The 24112-nt window shown below is 56.5% G+C and carries 27 protein-coding genes; 9 read left to right on the plus strand and 18 right to left on the minus strand.

All coding sequences use genetic code 11. The features are described from left to right. Window positions 1-64: 64 nt before the first annotated feature. Window positions 65-352: a DUF3147 family protein gene (locus tag M0R30_RS02620; RefSeq protein ID WP_292542956.1), complete on the plus strand. Its 288-nt coding sequence runs from the start codon at window positions 65-67 to the stop codon at window positions 350-352. Between the two features lie 84 nt (window positions 353-436). Here M0R30_RS02620 and M0R30_RS02625 read toward each other — a convergent pair whose 3' ends face one another. The 10 genes from M0R30_RS02625 to M0R30_RS02670 all read right to left on the minus strand — a co-directional run bounded on the left by M0R30_RS02625 (window position 437) and on the right by M0R30_RS02670 (window position 10214). Further along, window positions 437-1894 carry a potassium transporter TrkG gene (locus M0R30_RS02625; RefSeq protein WP_292542958.1) on the minus strand — a complete coding sequence of 486 codons (1458 nt, stop codon included), beginning with the start codon at window positions 1892-1894 and terminating at the stop codon, window positions 437-439. An 80-nt stretch (window positions 1895-1974) separates the two neighbouring features. Further along, the gene (locus tag M0R30_RS02630) at window positions 1975-2346 is read right to left on the minus strand and encodes a desulfoferrodoxin (RefSeq protein ID WP_292542960.1); all 372 of its coding nucleotides are present in this window, start codon (window positions 2344-2346) and stop codon (window positions 1975-1977) included. A gap of 24 nt (window positions 2347-2370) precedes the next feature. Next, window positions 2371-3555 carry an FprA family A-type flavoprotein gene (locus tag M0R30_RS02635; protein WP_292542962.1) on the minus strand — a complete coding sequence of 395 codons (1185 nt, stop codon included), beginning with the start codon at window positions 3553-3555 and terminating at the stop codon, window positions 2371-2373. 6 nt (window positions 3556-3561) lie between these two features. Continuing rightward, entirely contained in the window at window positions 3562-3720 is a 159-nt protein-coding gene (locus tag M0R30_RS02640) for a rubredoxin (protein ID WP_292542963.1), read from the minus strand. Between the two features lie 406 nt (window positions 3721-4126). Continuing rightward, the gene (locus M0R30_RS02645) at window positions 4127-4666 is read right to left on the minus strand and encodes a hypothetical protein (protein WP_292542965.1); all 540 of its coding nucleotides are present in this window, start codon (window positions 4664-4666) and stop codon (window positions 4127-4129) included. Next, window positions 4667-5932, minus strand: coding sequence for an AAA family ATPase (locus M0R30_RS02650; protein WP_292542967.1), 1266 nt, complete (start codon window positions 5930-5932; stop codon window positions 4667-4669). It lies immediately after the preceding gene. Between the two features lie 120 nt (window positions 5933-6052). Further along, complete coding sequence (locus tag M0R30_RS02655; RefSeq protein WP_292542969.1) at window positions 6053-6652, minus strand: DUF2179 domain-containing protein; 600 nt, start codon at window positions 6650-6652, stop codon at window positions 6053-6055. A 129-nt stretch (window positions 6653-6781) separates the two neighbouring features. Next, on the minus strand, window positions 6782-7618 hold the full coding sequence (locus M0R30_RS02660; RefSeq protein ID WP_292542973.1) for a hypothetical protein: 837 nt from the start codon (window positions 7616-7618) through the stop codon (window positions 6782-6784). A gap of 86 nt (window positions 7619-7704) precedes the next feature. Next, complete coding sequence (locus M0R30_RS02665) at window positions 7705-8556, minus strand: thiamine pyrophosphate-dependent enzyme (RefSeq protein ID WP_292542976.1); 852 nt, start codon at window positions 8554-8556, stop codon at window positions 7705-7707. Continuing rightward, complete coding sequence (locus M0R30_RS02670; protein WP_292542979.1) at window positions 8553-10214, minus strand: 2-oxoacid:acceptor oxidoreductase subunit alpha; 1662 nt, start codon at window positions 10212-10214, stop codon at window positions 8553-8555. Before M0R30_RS02670 ends, M0R30_RS02665 begins: the two co-directional genes overlap by 4 nt. A gap of 264 nt (window positions 10215-10478) precedes the next feature. Here M0R30_RS02670 and M0R30_RS02675 point away from each other — a divergent pair, with 264 nt between their 5' ends. Then, a complete protein-coding gene (locus M0R30_RS02675) occupies window positions 10479-11405 on the plus strand; it encodes a HEAT repeat domain-containing protein (protein WP_292542981.1) in 927 nt (308 codons plus the stop codon). A 14-nt stretch (window positions 11406-11419) separates the two neighbouring features. Here the strand turns inward: M0R30_RS02675 and M0R30_RS02680 are convergent, their stop codons facing one another. The 5 genes from M0R30_RS02680 to cutA form a co-directional block, all read right to left on the minus strand. Further along, complete coding sequence (locus M0R30_RS02680; RefSeq protein WP_292542983.1) at window positions 11420-11803, minus strand: response regulator; 384 nt, start codon at window positions 11801-11803, stop codon at window positions 11420-11422. 152 nt (window positions 11804-11955) lie between these two features. Continuing rightward, on the minus strand, window positions 11956-12243 hold the full coding sequence (locus M0R30_RS02685) for a DUF1894 domain-containing protein (RefSeq protein WP_292542986.1): 288 nt from the start codon (window positions 12241-12243) through the stop codon (window positions 11956-11958). Further along, complete coding sequence (locus tag M0R30_RS02690; protein WP_292542988.1) at window positions 12231-12704, minus strand: DUF1890 domain-containing protein; 474 nt, start codon at window positions 12702-12704, stop codon at window positions 12231-12233. Before M0R30_RS02690 ends, M0R30_RS02685 begins: the two co-directional genes overlap by 13 nt. Window positions 12705-12779: 75 nt before the next feature. Next, the gene (gene fdhD, locus M0R30_RS02695) at window positions 12780-13517 is read right to left on the minus strand and encodes a formate dehydrogenase accessory sulfurtransferase FdhD (RefSeq protein WP_292542990.1); all 738 of its coding nucleotides are present in this window, start codon (window positions 13515-13517) and stop codon (window positions 12780-12782) included. Further along, complete coding sequence (cutA, locus tag M0R30_RS02700) at window positions 13514-13855, minus strand: divalent-cation tolerance protein CutA (RefSeq protein WP_292542994.1); 342 nt, start codon at window positions 13853-13855, stop codon at window positions 13514-13516. Before cutA ends, fdhD begins: the two co-directional genes overlap by 4 nt. A 118-nt stretch (window positions 13856-13973) precedes the next feature. Between cutA and M0R30_RS02705 the strand changes: the two genes are divergently transcribed. From M0R30_RS02705 to M0R30_RS02725, 5 genes are all read left to right on the plus strand, one after another. Next, window positions 13974-15122 (plus strand): LL-diaminopimelate aminotransferase, encoded by a 1149-nt coding sequence (locus M0R30_RS02705; protein ID WP_292542996.1) that lies wholly within the window; start codon window positions 13974-13976, stop codon window positions 15120-15122. Further along, window positions 15119-16411, plus strand: coding sequence for a diaminopimelate decarboxylase (lysA, locus tag M0R30_RS02710; protein ID WP_292542998.1), 1293 nt, complete (start codon window positions 15119-15121; stop codon window positions 16409-16411). Before M0R30_RS02705 ends, lysA begins: the two co-directional genes overlap by 4 nt. A gap of 15 nt (window positions 16412-16426) precedes the next feature. Continuing rightward, window positions 16427-17731 carry a nucleic acid-binding protein gene (locus M0R30_RS02715; RefSeq protein WP_292543000.1) on the plus strand — a complete coding sequence of 435 codons (1305 nt, stop codon included), beginning with the start codon at window positions 16427-16429 and terminating at the stop codon, window positions 17729-17731. Window positions 17732-17813: 82 nt separating this feature from the next. After that, window positions 17814-18791: a DNA repair and recombination protein RadA gene (radA, locus tag M0R30_RS02720; protein ID WP_292543002.1), complete on the plus strand. Its 978-nt coding sequence runs from the start codon at window positions 17814-17816 to the stop codon at window positions 18789-18791. Continuing rightward, complete coding sequence (locus M0R30_RS02725) at window positions 18785-19483, plus strand: phosphoglycolate phosphatase (protein WP_292543004.1); 699 nt, start codon at window positions 18785-18787, stop codon at window positions 19481-19483. Before radA ends, M0R30_RS02725 begins: the two co-directional genes overlap by 7 nt. Here M0R30_RS02725 and M0R30_RS02730 read toward each other — a convergent pair. The 3 genes from M0R30_RS02730 to M0R30_RS02740 all read right to left on the minus strand — a co-directional run bounded on the left by M0R30_RS02730 (window position 19465) and on the right by M0R30_RS02740 (window position 20945). Further along, window positions 19465-19719, minus strand: coding sequence for a PRC-barrel domain-containing protein (locus M0R30_RS02730; RefSeq protein ID WP_292543007.1), 255 nt, complete (start codon window positions 19717-19719; stop codon window positions 19465-19467). The two genes, M0R30_RS02725 and M0R30_RS02730, sit on opposite strands and share 19 nt — an antisense overlap. Window positions 19720-19803: 84 nt before the next feature. Beyond that, window positions 19804-20013: a histone gene (locus tag M0R30_RS02735; RefSeq protein WP_292543011.1), complete on the minus strand. Its 210-nt coding sequence runs from the start codon at window positions 20011-20013 to the stop codon at window positions 19804-19806. Window positions 20014-20066: 53 nt separating this feature from the next. Further along, window positions 20067-20945: a CBS domain-containing protein gene (locus M0R30_RS02740; protein WP_292543014.1), complete on the minus strand. Its 879-nt coding sequence runs from the start codon at window positions 20943-20945 to the stop codon at window positions 20067-20069. Between the two features lie 65 nt (window positions 20946-21010). Between M0R30_RS02740 and M0R30_RS02745 the strand changes: the two genes are divergently transcribed. Next, entirely contained in the window at window positions 21011-22081 is a 1071-nt protein-coding gene (locus M0R30_RS02745) for a GTPase (protein WP_292543017.1), read from the plus strand. A 425-nt stretch (window positions 22082-22506) separates the two neighbouring features. Continuing rightward, window positions 22507-23010, plus strand: coding sequence for a hypothetical protein (locus M0R30_RS02750; protein WP_292543020.1), 504 nt, complete (start codon window positions 22507-22509; stop codon window positions 23008-23010). Window positions 23011-24112: the final 1102 nt, after the last annotated feature.

The following is a 24112-nucleotide window of genomic DNA, read 5'->3' on the forward strand; positions in this document are numbered from 1 at the left end:
CCGCCTCCATAACCGGAAAAATCAGAGGATATTTAGCGGGAGCAGGGACAATGATCGCAGAACCATGGAATACCTGCAGACGCTCTTCAGATTCATTGCAGGAGGGAGCATCATTGTCGGGGTAACGTACCTGGCACAGCAGGTGAACCCGAAATACGGGGGCATCCTTGCAGCGGCACCCATCATCACCACCATTGCACTTCTCTTCACCTATAATGAAGTCGGAAGGACCGCCACACAGCAGCTGGTCCTCGGGACATTCTTCTTCGCCATCCCTTCGGTTATCTTCATCATATCCCTGTACCTCCTCACGAACCGGCTGTGCTTTCTGGAAAGCCCCGGCGGGGCATAGGGCATCTGGATCATGTCTGTGGTTCTCATCAGCCGGTCCATACCCGTCGTATAACAGGGTGTTCGGACGAGAGGACGAGAGAGATTATTCAGGGCCACGGATCAGGGCCAAGAACAGGATCACGACCGGGATCACTTCCAGCCTCCCGATCCACATCACCAGGATAAAGATCCATTTCGAGATAACGGGCATATCCGGGGAGACATACCCGGTGTTAATACCGCAGGTGGCGAATGCGGAGACCACCTGGAAGACAATTTCTGTCAGGGAGAACGTTGTCAGGTGGTACTGGAGAACCGCAAGGGATGCGATAAAGACGATGACAACCGAAAGGAGGATCACGAGCATGTTCTTTGCGGTCTCCAGCTCCGCGGTCGCCTTCGGGATCACCTTTCCCGCGATCCTGAACGGTACCAGGACCTTCCCGCTTACGTACAACCGCTGGAACCACCACACGAGAGCCCGGATCGCAAAGGCGACCCGGTCAAGTTTGATCCCCCCGGCCGTGCTTCCTGTCGCGCCGCCGACGAAGGTAAGCATGGCAAGGAAGAGCAGGGTGACACCGGCCCATGTCTGGAGATCCACGATCTGGAAGCCGGTGCTTGTCAGGGCTGATACCGCCATGAAGAGCCCCTGCCATAAGGCCTGTGCCGTGTCGAGATCAGAGAAAAAGATCAGGTCATAGGCCAGCACCGCAGTCCCCGCGGCAAGGAACAGGAAGAACAGTTTCACCTGCTTGTCACCAAAGAAGCTCCAGCGGCGATGCTCCAGGATCAGGAAATAGAGTTTGAACGGCAGGGCACCGGCAATCATGATGGGGATAAGCATAATCTCCAGTGCAATGCTGTCGTAGTAGAGGACACCCCCTTCGTGCAGCGTGAACCCCCCGGTCGAGATCGCCGTGAGGGCGAGGTTAACCGATTCCCAGAGTGACAACCCGGTGAACAGTATGAGCCCGATGGCACAGAACGTAAGGACCGCGTAAATCTTCCAGAGAGCCCGGCCAGCAGCAACGATACCGGGCATCAGGGGTTCATCCCGGCTCTCGTTCCGGAATATCTTTGACCGGAAGAGCCCCGTATTGCTGGCAAGGGCAACCGTGAATGCAATAATACCGATACCGCCAACCCACTGCATATAGGAACGCCAGAAGAGGAGCGTGAAGGGGGCGGTGTCAAGCGAGCGGATCATGGAGAATGCGGTGCCGGTCCAGCCGGCCATGCCTTCGAAGACCGCATCGGTGAAATTCATGTTCAGGCCCAGCATGAACGGGATGCCGCTCACCATAGCACAGGCAAACCAGAACAGTGCCACCGAGCACATGGCCGTTGAGAGCCGGTTCCCCTTACCGCTGCGGGGAAGCTTTTTAAGGGCAATACCAGCAATAAAAAAGATGGCCGGCACGGTTGCCATGGGCATAAGCATATGCCACTCGGAGAAGAGTACCGCAATGATCAGGGGAACGCAGGTAACGGGGGCGATGAAGGTGAAGATATCACCGAGATCCGCAATGATCGTGGAGAGATACCCGAGCCGGCCCATCACTATTGGGTTGCCGCTCGTGCTCTATTAGTGTTTGCCCGGTGGACAGAAGAAAAATAGATGGGAAGGAAACGGCACGCTTATGCCTTGTCGGTCCAGAGCCCGTGCACATTGCAGTATGCCCGCACTTTCAGACGGCCATCCGGCACGATGAACTCCGCTTCAGGTTTCTGCCCGGGTTTCAGTCCCTGTACAAAAAGAGAGTCGCCGGAGATTACCTCGATCCACTGGATATAGTGTTTCTCCTCCATCGGGTGGGGGATTGCCCCGAGTTTCACCCGGATCCCCTGTGAGGTCTTTTCAACAACGGGTACATGCTTCTCCTTTCCCGTATCCTCCGTTTTCTCCTTCTGGAGGTTCATGGGTTGGCCGCAGCAGACCAGGGTACCACCGGAAGGGCTGACCACCATGGTTATGTTCCCGCATACTTCACACTTATAGACTTCAAGCATTTTCGTCATATCATGCCTCATAGGTTATAAAATACCGATTTCCTTATGTTTCTTTGCAATATCATCGGCAAGCCGGTTGAGTGCCACGAGAGCCGCTTCATCCGGCAGTCCCTTGATGACCACCGGTTCAAGGACCTCGACTTTCACATGGTCCAGCATCTTTACGATTGTCTCGGCAGCTTTTCCCCCCCATCCGAAGGAACCGATCACCGAGGCAAACCGGACCTTGGGTTTCAGGACATTTGCCAGGTACGTTGCATAGACGATCTGAGGATGGGGCCCGAAGAGCACGGTCGGCGTTGCAACAACGACCGTTGCTGCATCCACGAGGGAATATGCCAGTTCGCCGATATCGGTATGCGTGAGGTTGAAGGGCTTGACATCCACGCCCCGCTGGATGAGCGCTCCGGTGAGGTGGTCGACCATCTTCTGCGTGCTCCCGTGCATGGAGATATACGGCAGGACGACCACGTTCTTCACGTCATCCGAGACCCACTCCGCATAGGCATCGAGGATGAATTTCGGGTTCTTGTTGACCGGGCCATGGCTCGGTGCAATCATGGCAGGGTCCAGATCCCTGACCTTCTGGATATACCCCCTGATGCTGTTCCGGAACGGCATCATGATCTCGGCGTAATACCGTTTTGCCGACCGGTAGGCATCGGCCTCGTTTGTTATGTACAGCTCGCTTGTGGCCTGGTGGAACCCGAAGAGGTCGCAGGGAAAGAGGATCTTATCCTCGACAAGGAACGTGATCTGCGTCTCCGGCCAGTGAGTCCACGGGGTCAGGAAGAACCGGAGGGTCCGGTCTCCAAGCGAGAGTGTATCCCCGTCCTTTACCACCATCACGGATTCCGGAGCAATCTGCAGGAGCGCGACGAGAAGGTCACGGCACTTCTCGTTCGTCACCACCTTTGCCCGGGGGTACATCTCGAGGACCATGGGCAGGGAGCCCGCATGGTCCTGCTCGGCATGGTTGATAACGATGTAATCGATCTGCTCGATACCGAGTTTGATGAGGTTGACGATCAGCTCCTCTTCCTTCTTCGGGTCGACGGTGTCGATCAGGGCGGTTTTTTCACTTCCCCGAACAAGATAGGAATTGTAACTCGTCCCTTCCGGGAGCGGGATCAGCTCGTCAAACAGGCGCCGGTCAAAATCCAGCGCCCCGACCCAGAAAATCCCTTTTGCGATTTCACGTGCAACCATCGTTCCTCACGCCTTTACAAATTTACTCTTGTCGGCAAAACAGACCGGGCATTGCCAGTCATTCTGAAGCTCTTCGAATGCCTTTCCCGGTGGAAGATCTAAACGCGGTTCTCCTTTCTCCGGGTCATACACATGCCCGCTTATCGTACAAACATACCTGTCCATGATTTACCTCTGGTCTTCGGATATTACAGAATTGCGCCCCATATCAAAAATGGTTTCGATAATGCCATTGTGATTCTCTCGCAATGTCGCGGGTGTTGGGGATGTGCGACAAGGACTGTGTCATATCCCGAAATAATTACCCAAAATAATCACGAATATGAGCAAGCCCACCCCCTTCGGGGGTCGCTCGGCCGCCTCGTCGGGGCCTCGCTGGGCAAGATTGTTATTTGAAAACTTTCGAGATTACAAAGGGGGTCAAGGGGGTGCACCCCTTGGGCTGCCTCCCCCTCTGGGGGAGAGAGGGGGTCACCCTCATAATACGAAAAAAACGGGGTACCCGATGAGATTATACCTGGAAGCATTTTTGTGAAATAAATTCGGGATACCACAGTGTGACAGGGACTGTTTATCTGTCCGGATTACCGGCAAGGTAGTAACGGTTGACAAAAAAGTGGAACGACTGGTTCTTCCGTGCCGCCGTTTCAAGGGAGAAGGACTTGAGGATCTCGAACATGAAGTCGATCCGGGAATCGAATTTTTTTGGGATACGGGCATTGAAGTCCTCCTTTGTCAGGTCATCCGTGGACGCCATACCCGTGATGCGCAGTTCGTGCTCCAGGGATCCGGATATCCCGGCATAATACCAGCTCTCGATCTCCCGGATCACGATCACGACACTGTTCCCGTCAAGGTTGCTGAACCGGTAATAGAGGATCTGCTTCTTGTCCCGTACCGAGTGCTCAAAATCGATATCGGCAACGAAAATATAGTCGTTCTTCATCAGGCTGACGCTTTTGAGGAACTTATTCACCTTGTCGCGCTTGATGCAGGCATACGGAACGATCTCGACCGAATCATACCGGGGGGCAAGCAGGGGTTTGATGATACGGCCGAAGAACCGGACATCGTCCTCTCCCTCGACCATGATGAACAGGCGTTTCTTCATTCACATACCCAGCAGGTTCTGGAGGTAGAGTTCCTCAATACCGATCTCGTTTTCAAGAAATGTCCTGACCTCCTCCTTGTCGGCAGGTCGGGAGACCACAGAATACCCCCCGCTGTCGCGGGAGATCAGGAGGATATCGTCAAGGGAGGCATGCTTGACAACTTCCGCACTGTGGGTAGTGACCATGATCTGTTTTTTCGCCGAGGCTTCTTTCATCATGCCCATGATCCGGGCAACAAGGAACGGGTGGATATGGCCCACCGGTTCCTCGATGATGATGAAGGGCTTGTCCTCGAAATAGAGGGCGATGATCAGGGCAAAGATGATGATCGTGCCGTCCGAAAGGGAAGATGCAGGCAGGTCCCGGCTCTTCGCATAGCGTTCGCGGAGGGTAAGGATGAGCGAGACATCCATGAACTTCTGCACCGAGAACTCCTCCACAAAGGGGAGGGTGTCGCGGAGCAGGTTCGAGAACTTGCGTTTCTTCTCCGGGTCATCGATGATCTTCTTCAGGACGAGCGCGAGGTTTCCACCATCGCTTTCAAGCTCCCGTTTCCCCGTTATCACCGCCCCTTTCTTCGGCAGTTTCGGATCGATATCGTACACGGCGATCCGGTCAAAAAACCGGTCGAGGTGAGGGAGCGGGAACCCGAAAACCGTCTCGAGAATGAGGGTCTTCCCGGGAAGGTGAGTGTTGCGGAAGAAGATCGGTATGATCTCATCCTGCGTGAGCGGGCAGCCTTCAGGGACCTGGACCGCATAGTGAACTGCGCCGTTCTCGTTCGAGACCTCGATCTCTCCCCTGCCGATCGGGTTGTCCTCGACAACCGATGCTCCCTCACGCCGGCAGGACGAGACCTCGCAGCCGATCCGGAGCCGGTCCCGGGTGATCGTAAATTCATCCGCCTGCCCGCTGAACCGGAGGGCAAATTCATACGAGGACTCGCAGGCCTTCATCCCAAGGAGGGACGGTGCACCGGGACTGGTCTCGACAACGTCCATCGCGGTGTCCGGAATGTAACTGACCCTGATGACGAGGTCCCGGGTGGTACCGATCTGTGCATTCACGAGGTACTCCGCACCTCCCTGCATCGCAATGGCGTTTACGACCCCGTATGAAGCGATGTCACGCAGGAACCGGAAGATGCTGATGAAATTGGATTTTCCCGCAGCATTCGACCCGATCACGACATTGAACCGGGCAAGGTTAACATCGAGCTCGGAAAAGCTCTTGAAATTTTCCACATGGATCTGCTGGATCGGCATACACATTCCTTACGTCATCGTCACCCTTGTACCCAAAGAAGGTATTGGTCTGGACAGGGAGGACGTACTCGCGGCCATAAAAGCGGGTTTTGCATCGCCAGGGAAACACCAAAACGGACCTCATTTTCCTTTTGGCCGGTAACCCAGTGAATTGATCCAGCGGAAGAAAGCGTGTGAATTTCTTACGGGAAATACCCCTTCAGCAACCGATTTCACATCTTCAACAGAATAGAAAGCGCCGGGATTGAAAGCCTTGATGATATGCACGACATCCGGGAGGTCCTGCCGTTTGATGATGGTAAAGATGACCTTCACTCTGCCTTTGCCGCCTTCTGCATCGATACTTGTCACGCCATATTCGTGAGAGCGAAGGATCCGGAGAAGTCCAGCCGGATCCTCCTTGGTAATGATCCGGACGATTGCGAGGCCCAGGGAGAGTCTCTCTTCAATGGCCATGCCGACAATCGTCCCGGTGGCAAAACCCGCGCCATAGGCGATGTAACAGACGACATTGGTCAGGTTGTTCATCACCTGCCCTATTGCGACCAGCCAGATGATCACTTCGAAAAAACCGATGATCGCAGGGAGGTACTGGATCCCTTTCGACATGAAAATGACCCGGATCGTATCGAGGCTCATGTCGCAGACACGGGCAAGGAAGATCAGGACCGGGACGATGACAAAGGCAAAAACGTCCGGGGTTATGACGGTGTCCAGCATGGATACCTGATATTTTATCCCGTGAGTTAATAGTTTGCGGTGAGGTATTCCGGTACTGTTCTGCCCACTACCGGACGCAGAATCGTAAGGGCCGGATTACAATCCGCGGTTACGGGGAATATCTCGCGATCAGGCAACCGGCACAGGGATCGTTACGTAATGCCGGGAAAGGTACCAGTGGACCAGGGCCAGTACACCGATGGTGAGGAGGGATGCGAGTAAGATAACGGGAAAGGACTGCTGGAGAAGGGAGGGATCCAGCCACCCTGCTGCAAGATATACAAGGCACCCGGTCACGGCCACCGATGCAGCCCAGACATCCCGTACCGCAAAGAAGAAGACTGCCAGAAGGATCCCCGAACAAATATACCAGAACAGCGTGTCCGGTGTGCCGGCATCCGGGAACTGGGCACGGGAGGTCAGCCCGAAGAGGATACCGGTAACAACCACCCCGACCGAAATGGACGGGAGCACCCCGCCATCCCGGACAAGGGCCTGGATATGTGTCCCGGCAACCACCCAGCAGATCATGACGGATGCAATCCCGGTGGGAAGGAGGATGAGAAATGCCATGGCAAAGGCAGACCGGTCCGTACCGAACGGGTTTGCCAGGGCAACCGCTGCCCCGAGGATGAACGCCGTCAGGACAACCGCAAGGCCCGTACGGTGCAGGGTCCGGAACCCCAGATGGAACATGGTGACATCCCCGCCAACGAATGCCCTTCGCATAAGCAGGACCGGAACCACCAGCCCGGCAAGGATACAGGTCGTTACCGTATAGAGGATGATCCCTGCGGGATCAGGACGCAGGAAGAGCTGTACACGGCCCTCAAACAGGAAGATTTCCAGGACCCAGGTAAGGTACACGAGGACCGGGATCAGCAGGAGACGGATCACCATATTCCGGGATAGCGACACGTATGTCCTTCCGGTTCCGTCGGGGGATTGTTCCCGGGTCTTCTTCATGGGATCACTGTTCGTTCAGGAAACGTGCACCTGCGTAGCAGCTGCTACTGGCCGGGCCGTATTGTATACCCGTATGATACCCGGGATTATATCCGTGATGCCAGGATCTGCCGGACGGCCTCTTCGCGTTCCCCAGCGGTCACCCCTTTCGTTGCCATCCGTTCACCAAAACACGGGAACGTTGCTGTGTACAATACGCCAAGGGGGATCCGTGCATCCGAGTTGTAATCCCATTCACGGGCCAGTACACAGGCGTGATCGAAACTGGTGGGATCATGGTCCGCAGGATCGTATACCCGGGGCGTGTAATAGTCCGCTGCCGGGAAGAACGTGGCACAGATCTGGAGCACGTCGATGAACGAGAACCCCCGGTGGGCAATTCCACCCTGCAGGAGTGCCCTGAGCTGGTCCATCTTCTTCGTGTAACCCCGTGCGATATATGTTGCCCCGCTCGCAAGCATCAGTTCCAGGGGGTTGAGGGGGAATTCTGCAGTTCCCGAGGGCGTGGACTTGCCCCGGAATCCCAGCGGGGACGTAGGGGTATACTGCCCGGTCGTAAGCCCGTACACACGGTTGTTGTGGACGATGACCGTGATATCGACGTTCCGTTTCGCGGCAAAGATCAGGTGGTCCAGCCCTTCCGCATAACAGTCCCCGTCGCCACAGCAGCAGATGACCGTGAGGTCAGGGTTGGCAAGCTTGATGCCGGTCGCCACCGGTATCGTCCTCCCGTGGAGGGAGTAAAACGTGTTGATATTCAGGTAATCGGCGATCTTCGCATGGCACCCGATACCGGACACGAGGACGACATCGTCAAGCGATCGGCCCGCAGTCTCCATCTCCGCAAGGATCTTCTTAAGCGTATGCTGGATGGTGAAGTTGCCACAGCCCGGGCACCAGGTGTTCTGGACGTCCGTGATCAGTTCCCGCCCGGTCATGGGATGACCTCCTTCAGCCTGGCACACAGGCTCTCATACGTGAACGGGCGCCCGTCGTAGCGCAGGACCTTCGCATCAGGGATGATCCCGTGCTGCCGTGCAAGTGCAGCAAGCTGGGCGGTCGCATTTTCCTCCACGCAGATGATCGTTTTGGTTTCTGCAAGCGCCTCTTTCAATGGGGTTACCGGGAACGGGGCGATTACCACGGGCTGGACAACCCGGAGCCCGAGTTTCACCCCGGCCTCACTGCAGACACCCTTTGTGGAGCCCCAGCAGAGGATCGCAACCGGTGCTTCGGCAGACCCGTGGACATTGACCTGTGGATACCCGTTCATCCCGGTAATCAGCTCCTCATCCTTGCGCAGGCGTTTGTCGGTCATCAGGGTGACCATACCGGCTTCTTCGGTGGTGTAACCGGATGCATCGTGGGCATAACTGTTCACCTTCACGACCGCATCCTTTGCACCGGGGAATGCAAGGGGTGAAACCCCGGAGGGGGTGTCAGCATAGCGGCGGTAAGGGGGCTTTTTGTCCCAGAAAGGAGCCGCCTTCGTTACGGGGACCGTGATCCCGCCAGTATCCACGCTGTACGTACCTTCCGAAAGGGTCTTGTCAGGAAGGATAAAGGCGGGGACCTGGAACTTCCATGCAATGTCCATCGCGATCGCCGACCAGAACAGCGCTTCCTGTGCATCGCCCGGTGCGACAACGAGCCGGGGGTACTCTCCCTGTCCCGCATGCAGGACAAACTGGAGCTCGGACTGCCCGGTATACGTGGGAAGACCGGTCGAGGGCCCGGTACGCTGCGATACCACCAGCACAAGGGGGATCTCTGCCATGCCGGCAAGGGAGAGCCCTTCGGTCATGAGACAGAACCCCCCGCCGGACGTACCGACTGCGGCACGCTTCCCGCCATAGGCGAAGCCGAGTGCCATCAGGATTACAGCGATCTCGTTCTCCGGGTGCACGACCATGATCCCGAGCTTCTCGTTCTCCCCGGCAAGGAAATGGAGCAGGCCCGATGAGGGGGTCATCGGGTACGAGACATAGGCCTCAAGCCCGCCCCTGACCAGGCCAAGGCCGATTGCCTCGTTCCCGTTCAGGAGGGGGAGGGGCGGATTATTGCACGGCTCGATCCGGCGGACTACGGTAAGCTGGTCGTATGCACGCCGGGCAACGCTCAGGTTCAGGTCCATCCCTTTGGGGATATGGCGCCGGAATACCGTTTCAACGATCACCCATTCGATCCCGGCCGCCTTCGCAAAGCCACCAATGATCGCCGAATTCCCCATGATCTCCGGCGCTTTCTCGCTCGTGAGGATGTTTTTTATGGAGATTCCCTGCCCGTCGGACCTGGCCAGGTCCGCGTTGAATATGATCGCCGTACCCGCATGCACCTGGTCGCGGTGCCGGTCAACGGTCTCCTGGTTCAGGGCCAGGATAAAATCGAGTTTCTCCCTGCAGGTCCCGACCTCGTGTTCGGATCCCCGGATGATGGCAAAATTATGTCCCCCCCGGATCAGCGATGGGTAATCGAAATCGAGGTAAATCCGGTAACCAAGGTGGTTGAGCAGCTGGGCCACCAGTGCACCGGCACTGTTGATGCCATCACCGGCTCTCCCGCCGATGAGGACTGATACTTCTTGTATTTCTGTCATACATGCCCCGCATGATACGGTAATGCAGGTGCGGGCATATACATTGTCATGATGCCAACCACCGGGACCACCGCAGCAGGGCTGGATTTCCGACGTTACGTTTCTGACGTTATATTCAAATAGGCCGGAATCAATCTTCATCACTATAGAGCGTATCTCCCTGTCCTCTGAAGAGATACATCATCCGGTCCGGGCACGTCAGGATACCGCAATTATTTCCATCAGGACAAACGGAGCTGACAGTGTCATACCGATACAAGGGTAATGGAGCAAAAGAGAGTGAATGTACCTGGCACGGGGTCGGACAAGAAAGCCTATTCGATCCACACGACAAGCGGCATGGACATGGACGGCCTGATCAAGGCGATCCGCCATCGCAATCTCGGGATACGCTGGAGGGCAGCGCTTGCCCTCGGGGATATCGGGGAACCGGCGATCAAGCCCCTGATCCGGGCGCTCAGGGAAGACGACCAGGATATCCGTTGGCTGGCGGGCCTTGCCCTTGGCCGTATCGGCGAGATGGCAATCCCCCAGCTGATACGGGCATTATCCGAAGAGGACCATGATGTGCGCTGGCATGCCACCCGCGTCCTTGCCGGGATGGGCAGACCGGCAATCGAACACCTCATTGCAAGCATGAGGCATGAGGACAGCGATGTCCAGTGGCGGAGCGCGTATGCCCTCTCCCTTATCGGGGAACCGGCGGTCGAACCGCTGATCCTTGCACTGAAAGACAAGCTCTGGTGGGTCCGGGTCAGGGCAGTCTGGGCGCTTGGCGAGATCCACGACACGCGTGCCGTGGAACCATTGATCCAGTCAGTAAATGACATGGACTGGTATGTCCGCTGGACCGCTGCCGATGCGCTGGGGAAGATCGGTGACAAGAGGGCCGCGATGTGCCTGGGGAAGGCCCTCAAGGAGCCGGACTCGTTTGTCCAGGTACCGGCAACATGGGCGCTGGGGAAGATCGGCAGCGACGCACCGGTCGACTCCCTGATCGAGTGCCTGAAAAGTTCCGACTGGTATGTGCGCTGGGGTGCGGCGGATGCCCTCGGCAATATCGGGGACTCAAGGGCACTTGAACCGCTTCAAAAACTGCTGGATGACAAGGACGAGTATGTCCGCCGGGCCGCACATGAGGCAACCGGTAAGATCAAAAAGAAGAATGCAGCCACCGGAAGTGCGGGATAACCAGCGGTTCCTTATTATTTCATCAGCGTTTCCAGGATCGCTTTCATATCATTGATCTTGTACGGTTTTGAGAGACTGCCGGAGAAACCATATCCTGCATAATCCATGACCACCGGGTCATTGGAATACCCGCTGGAAACAATAGCCTTAACGGACGGATCGAATTCGCGGAGCCTGCGAATGGTCTCTTCCCCGCCCATACCATCCGGGATGGTGAGATCGAGGATGACTACATCAAACGGGGCATTGGCAGCCTTCTCCTGCTTGTACAGGTCGATTGCCGCGGAACCGTCCTTTGCAAACATCACGTCATAGTCAAGGAATTTCAGGACTTCGAGGGTTACATCGAGTATGATCTGCTCGTCGTCCATCAGCAGTATTTTTCCCTTGCCGGCCATGCATACACCCCTGATCAATTCCTGATTTACATCTAATTACAGACCCATCTGCTATATAGTTATACAGTCTGCGCTGCACACGGTCCTGCCGTTGGTCGGTTCCACCGTGACAAACTGCCAAAAATCGATCAGGAGTATAGGGGGGTCCACGGTCAGGCGCGACTCACTTTTTTTAGTGCACGGAGCCGTACCGCCTCTTCCCTGTCTTCAACGCGGAGGAGGAACGTGCCATGGCAGGGCTTCGTGTACGGGAAGATGACAAAATCGCCATCGAGCCCGATCGCGATCGGGGGCAGGCCGATCACGTGGACATCGAAGACCTTGAACCCGGGCTGCACATCGATGGACTCCTTGAAATTACTCCGGACATACTCGCGGGACTCCCTGAAGGTGGCATCCCGCAGGACAATCTCATAGTTCATCGATTCTACGCAGCCCATGGTGCCACCTCGTCAATCGCCTTTTTCAGGGGCAGGGGATTATGCACGGCCTTTGCCGCAATGACCGTGCAGGGAAAGTCGATCTTCTTTGCCTGTTCTTCGAAGTGCTCGCCATACACCAGCGCATACAGTTTCGCGCCGGAGATCGCTCCCATCGTTGCCGCGTAGGTGACACCCGCATCGTTGTGGACGAAGACGAAGCACCGGTCGAAGTCACGTTTCTTGTCGCTGATAAGGCCTACGGCACGGTCAAGGTCGATCACTTCACCGACGTAATGGCGGTCCGGGTCCGAGACCACGAGCAGGGTGTTTGCCGCCTTGTTGCCGGCAACGACCGGTGTGAGGCCGGCCTTCTTAAGCCGGTTGATGAGGTACAATGCGATACCGGTCTGTACCGGTACCTGCGGACACCCGAGCACGAGGAGCGCTGTTGAGGTCTTTGCTGTCGGTTCGTCTGCCACTATGATCCATCCCGGACTACTGGTACTTTCTTTACTCGGCCACAGGAAATAACCTTACGCATCACGACCACCGGTTTACATCGTGCCAGCGAGTTCGACCCGTTCGGGATGGGTATAGACCGTGAACCGGTCCCCCCGGGAGAACCCGATAAGCGTGATGCCTGCCGCTTCTGCTGCAGCGATCCCCTTGTCGGTCGATGCAGCACGGGAGATGATGATGGGGATCCCGGCATGGGCTGATTTCCGGACCATGCCGGCCGGCTGCCGGCCGGTGCAGCCGATGACACAGCGGGAGAGATCGATGCCATTCAGGGCAGCGTACCCCACGAGCTTGTCGACCGTGTTGTGCCGGCCGACATCGCTGCTCTTGCAGATAAGCTTCCCGTCCCGGAACAGGACCGAGCAGTGGACACCCCCGGTCTTCCGCCAGAGTTCGGTCTCGATCTCCTTCGTGATCGCGATCACATCATCCGGCGTTATGTGGATATCCGACACGGTCTCTGGTGCCGGCGAGAGGAAACTGAGCCCCCCGGAAGAACCGGTCTCACATTTCACCTGTTTCAGGTCGCAGCCGGTATCCGCGCAGACAAGGATGCGGTCCCCGTCAAGGTTCACCTTGTCCACGCAACGGACCAGCCCTTCGCAGATCACGTATCCCGCGCCGAGTTCCCGCAGCTGGTCGCGGCTTGCAACTATGGACGTTACCCGCCGGTCATTCAGCAGGAGCTCGAACCGGTCCTCGATGACGATGGCATCGTCCGTCTCCCTCGCCCCGCCCGCGACCACCTGTATCCCGTGGTGGGTGTAGATCATGGTCCACGCGTCTCCGAGTACACCCAGTCAAGATAAGGCAGGTGGCCCGCGATGACCGGCAGGGTAATAACCTCCGGCACATCATACGGGTGCATTTCTTTCAGGGCCCGGATTACCGTGTCGGCAAGGTCCTTCCGGGTCTTGATGATGAGCAGGTGCTCCCCGTCATCGCAGGACTCGCCCTTCCAGCGGTAGAGTGACCGGACCGGTATGATATTGACACACGCAACGATCTTTTTCTCAAGAAGGCGCTGTGCCAGATCCGTTGAGCGGGACGGAGGTACGGTGGAGTACATGACGCAGATCTCCTTCCCGTCTCCCGCGTTCTTCTTCTCCATGACGCTGATGTTATCGCTGCCGGCAGATAAGCATAGTTTTTCGCGCCGCCGCGGGAGGAAGTGCCATTCCATGAAGGGAGTTAGATTCTATAGCGCCCAGCGCCAAAAGTAAGTACATATGTACGCATCACGCATGAGCAACCTCCCGCCGTACCTTTTTGCACGGATCGACGCGATGAAAGCCGAACAACGGAAGAAAGGCGTTGACCTCATCGATCTCGGTGTCGGTGACCCGGACCTTGCAACACCACCCCATATCGTGGATGCCCTGATTGCGGCAGCAAAGGACTCAAAGAACCACCACTACCCGGACTATGCCGGCATGCCGGCCTACCGGAGCGCAGTTGCCGGGTGGTACAAGAAGCGGTTCGGTGTCACGCTTGATGCCGACAAAGAAGTGATTGCCCTCATGGGCTCCAAGGACGGTATCGCCCACATCGCCGAGGCGTTCGTGAACCCCGGCGACTATGTCCTCTCCCCGAGCCCCGGCTACCCGGTATACCGGACCGGCACGCTCTTTGCCGAGGGGAAGGTGCACGACATGCCGCTCCTGCGGGAAAATAATTTTCTTCCCGTGCTCTCCGACATCCCGAAGAACGTGGCAAAGGCAGCAAAGATCCTGTACATCAACTACCCGAACAACCCGACGGGAGCCATAGCACCGGAGGGATTCTACAAGGAGGTCGTGGACTTTGCCCGCGACAATGAGATCATCGTGGTCTCGGACAATGCGTACTCCGAGATCTCCTTTGACGGGTACCGCGCCCCCTCGTTCCTTGAAACAAAGGGAGCCATGGAGGTAGGTATCGAGATGCACTCACTCTCCAAGACCTACAACATGACCGGCTGGAGAATAGGGATGGCAGTCGGTAACGCGGAGGTCATCGCCGGGCTCGGCAGGGTCAAGACCAACGTAGACTCCGGTGTCTTCGATGCCGTACAGTACGCTGCCATCACGGCCCTCTCCGGTTCGCAGGACTGTGTTACGGATGCCTGCAGGACCTACAAGGAGCGCCGCGACGTGCTCGTCAGGGGCCTGCAGGGGCTCGGCTTCGATGTACCGTTACCGAAGGCAACATTCTATGTCTGGATGCCGGTCAAGGACTGCATGACATTCTCCGGGCGGCTCCTGACCGAAGCCGGTATCGTTGCAACGCCAGGTGTCGGTTTCGGTGCCAGCGGAGAAGGCTACGTGCGGTTTGCGATCACCCGGCCGGTTGCCCGGATACAGGAAGCGATCGAACGGATGCGGAAGATGAACCTATGAAACTCCCTCACCACCTTACCATAAAAAACGGCCACCTGCTCATTAACGGGCAGGACTGCGTGGCCCTTGCGGAAAAATACGGGACGCCGCTCTACGTGACGAGCGAGGACCGGGTCGTGGAACAGTTTGAGAGTTACAAAAAAGCCCTCGGCGCCCGTTATCCGAAGGTGCAGGTGCTCTTTGCGGCAAAAGCAAACGGCAACCTTGCCCTGATACGGGCGCTGGCGGCAAAAGGCGCCGGGGCAGATGTCTTCTCTTCAGGAGAACTCCAGCTTGCTCTTGACGCCGGCATGGCACCGGAGAAACTCCTCTTCAACGGGAGCTCCAAGACTCCCGCCGACCTGAAACTTGCGGTGGAGAAAGGCGTCACGGTCTCGCTCGACTCCCTGGACGAACTCCACCAGCTCGATGCAGTAGCAACAGAAGCCGGCAAAACGGTGAAGGTCTCGTTCCGCGTCAACCCGGCACTCGAAGTGCCCACCCACCCGAAGATTGCGACCGGCCTTGCCACGAGCAAGTTCGGCATCCCGCACAAGGAGATCCCTGCCGCGTACAAAGAGGCCCTGGCCTGCACAAGCATCCTGCCGGTCGGCATCCACTGTCACATCGGCTCGCAGATCCTCGACGTCGAACCCTTTGCCCGTGCTGCCGAAGTGATGGTCCGCATCGCTAAGGAACTCACCGAGATGGGCGTGAAACTCGAGTTCATCGATCTTGGCGGCGGCCTTGGCATCCCCTACCACCACGACACCGACCCGGCACCGACACCGGAGGACTATGCAGCAAAGGTAGTCCCGGTCTTCAAAGCCGGCATGGAAGCCTGCGGGATCACACCCGAACTCTGGGTCGAGCCGGGCCGGTCGCTCGTAGCAGATTCGACCGTGCTCCTGACGCGGGTCAACTCTACCAAGAAAGCCCACAAACGGTTTGCGAACGTTGACGCAGGGTTCAACCTCCTGATCCGGCCTGCGATGTACGACTCCTACCACGAGGTTATCGTGGCAAACAGGGCCGACGCTCCCCTTACAACGGAATACACGGTCACCGGGCCCATCTGTGAGACCGGTGACATCCTTGCACCTGACCGGAAACTCCCCGAAGTCACGGCGGGCGATATCATCGCGGTGCTCGATGCCGGGGCGTACGGGTATGCCATGTCATCCCAGTACAACAGCCGCCCGCGGTGTCCTGAAGTTCTCCTTCACGGCACCGAGGTCGCCCTCATGCGCCGGGCTGAATCGGTTGGCGATATCACCGGTACCATGGAACGCCCACCCTGGCAGAAATAGGCGGAGGCCTGTTCCGTGCTCTTCCACTATGCGCTGGTCGATGACCTCATCACAAAAGAGGAGTTCGAACGACGCGTAGACGCGAAGATCGATGAATGCGGCGACCTGGTCGACGAACCGACTGCCGCGATGATGGTAGTCGGCGAGCTGGGCCGCGAACACGTGAAGATCAAGGGGCTCTCGGCCAAGTCCAGCCTCTTCTCTTTTTTCGGGAAGATTATCGACAAGACAGAACCAAAGGAGTTCGACCGTGCTGATGGCGAGAAGGGATGGGTAGCCACAATCCTCCTCGGGGACGAGACCGGGACCACCCGGGTCGTGCTCTGGGACGAGAAAGCAGGGGCTGTGCTCGACACCGAGATCGGCGAAGTCCTTGAAGTGATCGGCCGCCACCCGGGGAAGAGCACCCGGGAGATCTATGCACTTGCCCTCCGGAAGGCCAGCTGCGAGATCCGGTGCGATATGCAAAAGAACGGTACCGGTGCAGGAAACCTCTCGGACGAACCGGTGGATCTTGACACGGTCCTGATCGCCCGGGGGGAACCGCGTTCCTATACCCGGCGGGATGGGACCACCGGGGAGATGGTGGACGCGATCATCGGTGATGCTGCAGGCTCGGCACGCATGGTCGCATGGGCCCCGGACCTGCTCCTTGCTGTCCCGGCGGGTGCCTCCCTTCACATTACCGGCGCAAAACCCAGCCAGCGGGACGATGGGCGGAGTTACAGCCTTGATGAGAAGAGCACCGTCACCATTACCGATCAGGTCATCTCCATCCCGTTCACTCCCCTGGGTTCAGTAGCCGATCAGGGAGTTTACAGCGTCCAGGGCACCATCAGGCAGCTGCAGCAGCCACGCTCTTTTACCACGCGGAACGGCACTCCCTCATGGGTCAGGAACGTGACGATCACGGATGGCAAGGACGACCAGAAAATTGTACTCTGGGGGGAGAACGCACTCGTCCCGCTGGCTGCGGGGGACTCTGTCGAGGTCTACCACGCAACCGCAAAACCCGGGCGGTTCGGGGATATCGAGCTCGCGGTCGGGAGGGGGAGCGCTCTGCGGGTGCCAAAGGAACCGGAAGCTCCCGTCCCGATCGTCTTCTCGGGCACCATTATCGCAGGGCAGGGTTGCACATTCATCGATAACGGTAAGGATCGCTACCTTATCGAAGGAAATTTTCCGGAAGGCAGCGAGGTTGAGGTAACCGGGACCCTCTCAGGCAGCCGTATCATCCCGGGAGAGGTCGTGCCGGTGGTGATCAGTACTGAAACGGTACTGGCACACGTGAAAGCACTGATGGACACTATAAACCGGTAAAACCTCACTTTCACCCCGCGCAATCCGGGAGTATATATGCCAGCTTTTAACATCTTGTTGTGCCATAGGAGTGTTACAAGAAATGGCTGAAGGACCATTGGAAATTGAAGATTTACCGGGTGTAGGCCCGAGCACTGCAGAAAAACTCCGGGAAGCCGGTTACCTCTCTGTTGAGAGCATTGCAACGGCAGCACCTGCCGAACTCTCTGAGGTCTCAGAGATCTCAGAGTCCACTGCGAAGAAGATCATCAAGGCTGCCCGCGAAGTCGCCGATGTCGGCGGGTTCAAGACCGGCAAGGACATCTTCGAAGCACGCAAGGACATCAGGAAACTCTCGTTCCGGGTGCCGGAACTGGATACCCTGCTCGGCGGGGGAATGGAGACCCAGGCGATCACCGAGATGTACGGTGAGTTCGGTTCCGGTAAGAGCCAGATCGTCCACCAGATGGCGGTCAATGTCCAGCTTCCCGAGGAAGACGGGGGTCTTGGGGGCAGCGTCATCTATATCGATACAGAAAATACCTTCCGACCAGAACGTATCGAGCAGATGGTGAACGGCCTCGGCCTGGATAATGTGCCGGACGTGCAGGAGTTCCTTGACAATATCCATATCGCCCGGGCCCACACGTCCGATCACCAGATGCTGTTGATCGACAATTCCCGTGAACTGGCAACCGAGTTAAAAGAGGAAGGGAAACCGGTCAAGCTCTTCATTATCGACTCGCTCACGGCCCACTTCCGGGCAGAATATGCCGGCCGCGGGACGCTTGCCGCCCGCCAGCAGAAACTGAACCGCCACATGCACGAGCTCTTCAAGCTCATCGACGAGCATAATGCCGTGGGCCTCGTCACCAACCAGGTCATGTCCAACCCCGCCGTATTCTTCGGCGACCCGACAAAACCGATCGGCGGAAACATTGTCGGCCACACGGCAACATTCCGTCTCTACCTCCGCAAGAGCAAGGGCGGCAAACGCATTGCACGTCTCGTGGACAGCCCGAACCTGCCCGAAGGCGAGGCACCATTCATTGTAGAAGAGGCTGGTCTCAAATCGTGTTAAAAGCGCTCCTCACGGATATCGACGGGACGATCACCCGTCCCGACCGCAGGATACACACCGGTGCTATCGAGACCATCCGGTCGCTGGTCGACCAGGGGGTCGAGGTAGTGCTGGCAAGCGGGAATACGTCCTGCTTCATGGAGACGCTCTGCAAGATGATCGGGACCCAGGGGTCGTTCATCGCAGAGAACGGGGGGGTGTTCCGGGCAGGATATACCGGTCCCCTCCGGATTACCGGTGACCAGGGTGCCTGCAGGAAAGCGCTTGAGACCCTGCAGGCTCATTACCGCACTCAGGGAAAGGAACTGGAACTCTTCAGCCCGACCTACCGGTTCGCAGACCTGGCATTTGCCCGGACGGTACCGGTCGATGAGGTAAAGGAATTCCTCCGGGATCATCCGGTACAGGTAATCGATACCGGATATGCCATTCACCTCCAGTCACTGGGCATCAACAAGGGCACAACACTCGTAACGCTCGCTGGAACGATGGGTCTTGTCCCGGAGGATTTTTGTGCAATCGGGGATTCCATCAACGACATCCAGATGCTCAGGACTGCCGGCACCGGCATTGCCGTTGCCAATGCCCATCCCGACACCAAGGCAGCAGCGGAATATGTTACAGAAAAAGCGTACGGCGACGGGTTTGTGGAAGGGATAAAAAAATATTCTTCTTATTTCCGGGCAAGGTAACGGTCAACGACAATATAGTCCTTGATATCCTTCACCGCTTCAAACGGTACAATGAGCAGCTTGTCATCCTCGAGGTTGTAGCCATCCGTGGCAAAGGACTGGTCCGGGTGGATGATCATCTCCTGCACCTGGCCGGAATCGAAGTCAACACGGATATTTTTCAGGGTCCCGATGAGCTTCCCGTCGTTGGTCATGATCTTTTTTCTCGACAGGCTGCGGGCAAATACACGAGTCATGAAAAAATTGACGATGTATAAATATTTAAATTGTTCTAAACTGGCGGGAAAAATGAGTTTTTCGGGATTTATACCAGAAGAAGGTTATTTGAACATTTCTGCGGCCATTCTGACATCGGTTCCCCGCAGGGTCTTCCTGCCGGCATGGTCCGACATCTTCTTTGCTTCCTTTGCAAGGAAGGTGCCATATTCCTCCATCAGTTCGGCAAGCGTTTCCGTGGCGTCGGCACTGACACGCTCGGCACCGGCCTTCTTGATGATCCGTTCAACTGCAGCCTGGGATAATTCTGTCATAAAATGTTGATCCTCCCATAGCATTTGGCGCGGAATATCTAAAGATATTCTATTTACAGCGCGGGAAAGACCCGGATAATATCCGACTGGGTGATGATGCCAACCGGCTTTCCGTCTTCTATGACGATCAACCGCCCGATCTTATGCTCCTTGAACTGCCGGATCACTTCGAACAGTTTGATGTGTGACGGTGCTTCTACGACATCCGAGGTCATGCATGCTGAGACCTTTGTCGAGAGCGGAAGCTCCTTCTCCACCGCTTTTGCAATATCGCTCATGGTAATGATACCGGAAAGTTTCCCATCGTCTACTACCGCTACGCCATGGATTCGGTCGCGGTTGAAAAGTGAGAGGGCATCTTTTAAGGTGTTGGTGCTCTTGAGGGTGATTAAGGGGGATGACATGTAGTGTTTGATCGATTTCTTCGGAAGGGAGATCATCTCTGACGTGGAGATGAGGAGGGCCTGTTTTGCCTCGTCCTTGCCGAACACCTCGCCCCGGATCAGCAGCTTGTTGACCGGGGTCGGGCCGATCGTGATCTGGTCGCCGATCTGGAAGAGTTTCGCACTGCCGACCAGCTTGATCACCGCGTGGCAGACATCCGGGTGGCAGAGCGTGGTGAAATCGACTTCCTTGACATTTGCCCCGTTGACCTCTTCCCCGTTCCGGCTAATCCTCACATCATAATCGCCCTCAGCAATGTTCAGGTTGAGTTCCTTATAGGCCAGCTCGGTAGGAATATACCCGCCCTTCGGGCCGGGCACCCCATCAACGAGCCCTACAGCCTTGAGGGACTGCATCTGGTTGCGCACGGTCCCCGGGTTGCGCTGGATCATATCGGCAATCTCTTCCCCCTTGATGGAGTGCGACTGCTGGTGGTAGAGGGTGATTAAGGTGATGAGGATATCCTTCTGGATAAGGGACAAGTCCATAACGATAAACCGTTTGACGTTCTATAAATAAATAGATAGGCAGGCAGTTTGTGGAATTCGAGAAGATGCCAACGGTGCCAACTGCGGATGAGATCCTTGACCGGAGTTTCCGCCGTGCGGCAAAGAAGATGAAGGAAAAGGACAACAAGGAGCGGGCAAACCAGGAGTTTGTCCGGGCCGTGGGGGCGGCGGTCCACGACCGGCTGGTCTATATCATCCGCGGGTTCCCCGAATTCGACGAGATCCCCCCGTTCTACCGCGAGATGGCGGACATCCTCTTCGGGATCGAGAAGATCAAGCAGTCTCTTGGTGCCGTGGGCTGGGCAGCAAAACATACCAAGATGATCGGGAACCAGCTGGCACTCCAGTCACGGAAAGCGGAGGACACGCTTGTTGTCCGGAAACGGGCGGTGGCCCGGCTTGCCTCCATGGTCCACCAGATCGACAAGGACCTGATCTTCTTAAACGAGGTGAGAAATGTCCTGCGCCAGCTCCCGCACGTGGAGGAGACCTTCACTATCGTCATCGCAGGGTACCCGAACGTGGGGAAGTCCTCGTTCATCCGCAGGGTCTCGTCCGCTGCGCCGGAAGTTGCTTCGTACCCGTTCACCACGAAGGGGATCATCGTTGGCCACCTCGTGATGGGACGGGAGAAGGTCCAGTTTGTCGACACGCCCGGTATTCTCGACCGCCCCGCGGAGGAGCGGAACCAGATCGAGAAGCAGGCGCTCTCTGCGATCATGAACGTTGCCGATGTCATCCTCTTCATCACCGACCCTTCGGAGCACTGCGGTTACCCGATGGGTGTGCAGCTGAGCCTGCTTGATGAAGTGAAAGGAATGGTATCGGTCCCGGTGATGGTAGTGGCAAACAAATCGGACCTCGGGGTTGCTGAAGGCTATATCACGATGTCGACTGCGGACGGGACGGGTGTCGATGATGTGCTCGCAGAACTCCTCACCCACAAGCCGGAACCGGAAGCAAGGAAACGGGCTGCTGATATCCGGTCTGCCATTCCGCAGGAGTCCGAAGAGTCAGAAACGGATGCTGGGGCAGGCATGCTCGGGGAAGACGCACCACGACGGAAACGGGTGCGCAGGCCCCGCAAGCCCCGGACGAAACCGGTAAGTTCCTGAACGGATCACAGCATCCTGCCGGAGGATGGACCGTAAGGAGCCTGCTTTTTTCCAGCAAGAAAAGTACACCACCCGACCCCCGTCACCCGCCAGACCATGAAAATTCCCCCCACGGGCCCTCTTTTCTGTCGTAAAAATCAGGGGTACCCGGCCGGATACCACCCCGGGCAACGGTTCTCCAAAGGGGGGTCGGGCGGTGTACTTTGCTGTTGACCGGCCGGCCGGTCCATAGCACGGGAACGGAAAAACGCGACCCGGCTGCATACGATTACGCCGGAATCGCGGCTTTCATGCCGGGACTGCGGGCGTAGCAGGACCAGTCTTGCACCGGTCAAAGTACACCGCCCGACCCCCCCAACCGACCACCAAGATTTTCTCTTTCCCACAAAAAAGATCCGGGTAATACAAGGCAGCCGTGATATACAATGGCCCATTTTAACCAGAGACCCGGAACAAAGAGTGCCGTCCACAAACTGAAACAGCCCTTCCCGGACCTGACAGCATTCGATGCTGTTGTCCGGTCATTCGTCATGAAGAACCCGCTCGGATGCACGCCCTATTACCGCGGGAGAAAGAACCATCCCCCGGTCGAGAAGGTACGTGAGATGTATACCGCGAAATTTGTCTATGAGGACGCTCACGGGAAGCGGGTCGGGACCGGGCAGGAGACGTACAATTCCATTGAAGGATACCAGTACGGGGTAGCAGCAGTCCTCTCCCACATGGCAAATTTTGCCGCCCACTACGGGAAGGCCCGGCATATCCCGGATTCAGATCTCTTTTCGGTTATCCTGAAATGCCATGACCCGGGCGGGGAACTCTGTTTCCTTGTCATCTCCCGCGACCGTGTGACCGTGGCCTCGTATGAAGATGATGCGATAAAGGATAAGGTCGGGGCGTGGACGGACTGTGTGCCAGCTCTGGCATAAAAACTGCTTATCCGGGAGGTTATTGTTTTTTAAATGGCATTCATCAAATGAGTTAAAATAACTGCTCAATAGTGATCATTCAGAAATATCTGGCGCTCTTGAGGGCTTCTCCCGCGCCACTGGGGTACAGCGAAGAAGGTCTAAAGGCTTTCTTCTCGGGTTCCTTTATCACTTAGTGGAAGGTATTTCAGATCTTTCCCGGCCCCTCATCGATTTTATTGATGAAGGCATCCCCTAGTTGTGATAGTGGTGTATTACCTGTATACAAAAGTGTAGAAATTTTCTGTTCGGTAATAACGGGGCATCGCAAGAGGGGACGATCATAGCAGTAAAAAATACGATACGGTATGGTTTAATGGGAAAATCTGCTGGTGAGAAACAGCTGGCGAAAGGCGGGTAAGGGCCGGGGCGCAGGTAAGGTAGTTAACTCCATGATTTTTCCTACCCAACGTCATTGTCCCATCTCCAGTGAATAATAATATCCTAAAATAGGAATAAATAGTAAAAAATCATTTCAAAAGTATTAATAGTACCGTGATTAATAAAATAAATTAACAAAAGTAATTTGTTAAGTACTTCTAAAGATTGGGATCGATTCATGATAAAAATTACAGCGATTATTCTGGCCTGCTTGGCCTGTATCCTTGTGATGGCAGCTGGTTGTACAGGCACGTCCAGTACCGCTACCCCTGCTGTTACGGTAACAGCAGTAACACCCGCCTCTGCTGCCTCAGACTCTTGGTCCGGGACTTGGGATACCGCGGGGAGTACAACGATTGCCTACCAGACATACGGGGTTCTAACTCTTACCCGGACCGGCCCATCGGTGACGGGGACCTTCAGCAACAACGACCAAGGCAAAGGTAGCGTCAACGGCACCATTATGGGAAACCAGCTTGCCGGCACATGGACCACGGATTACCCCCTCAAGTCCGATTCCGGGTCGTTTGTATTTGTGCTGTCCGATGACAAAACTCATTCACCGATCGGTGGGTCTCTATATCCGCTACGGAACATACCCTCAGCACTTCCACGGAATCCTGGGACGGAGTTAGGAGATAATCATGAACAAGAACGGAATGACTGAATCTAGCGGGGCATT

The organism is Methanoregula sp. (assembly GCF_023227875.1).
Taxonomy (GTDB): Archaea; Halobacteriota; Methanomicrobia; order Methanomicrobiales; family Methanospirillaceae; genus Methanoregula.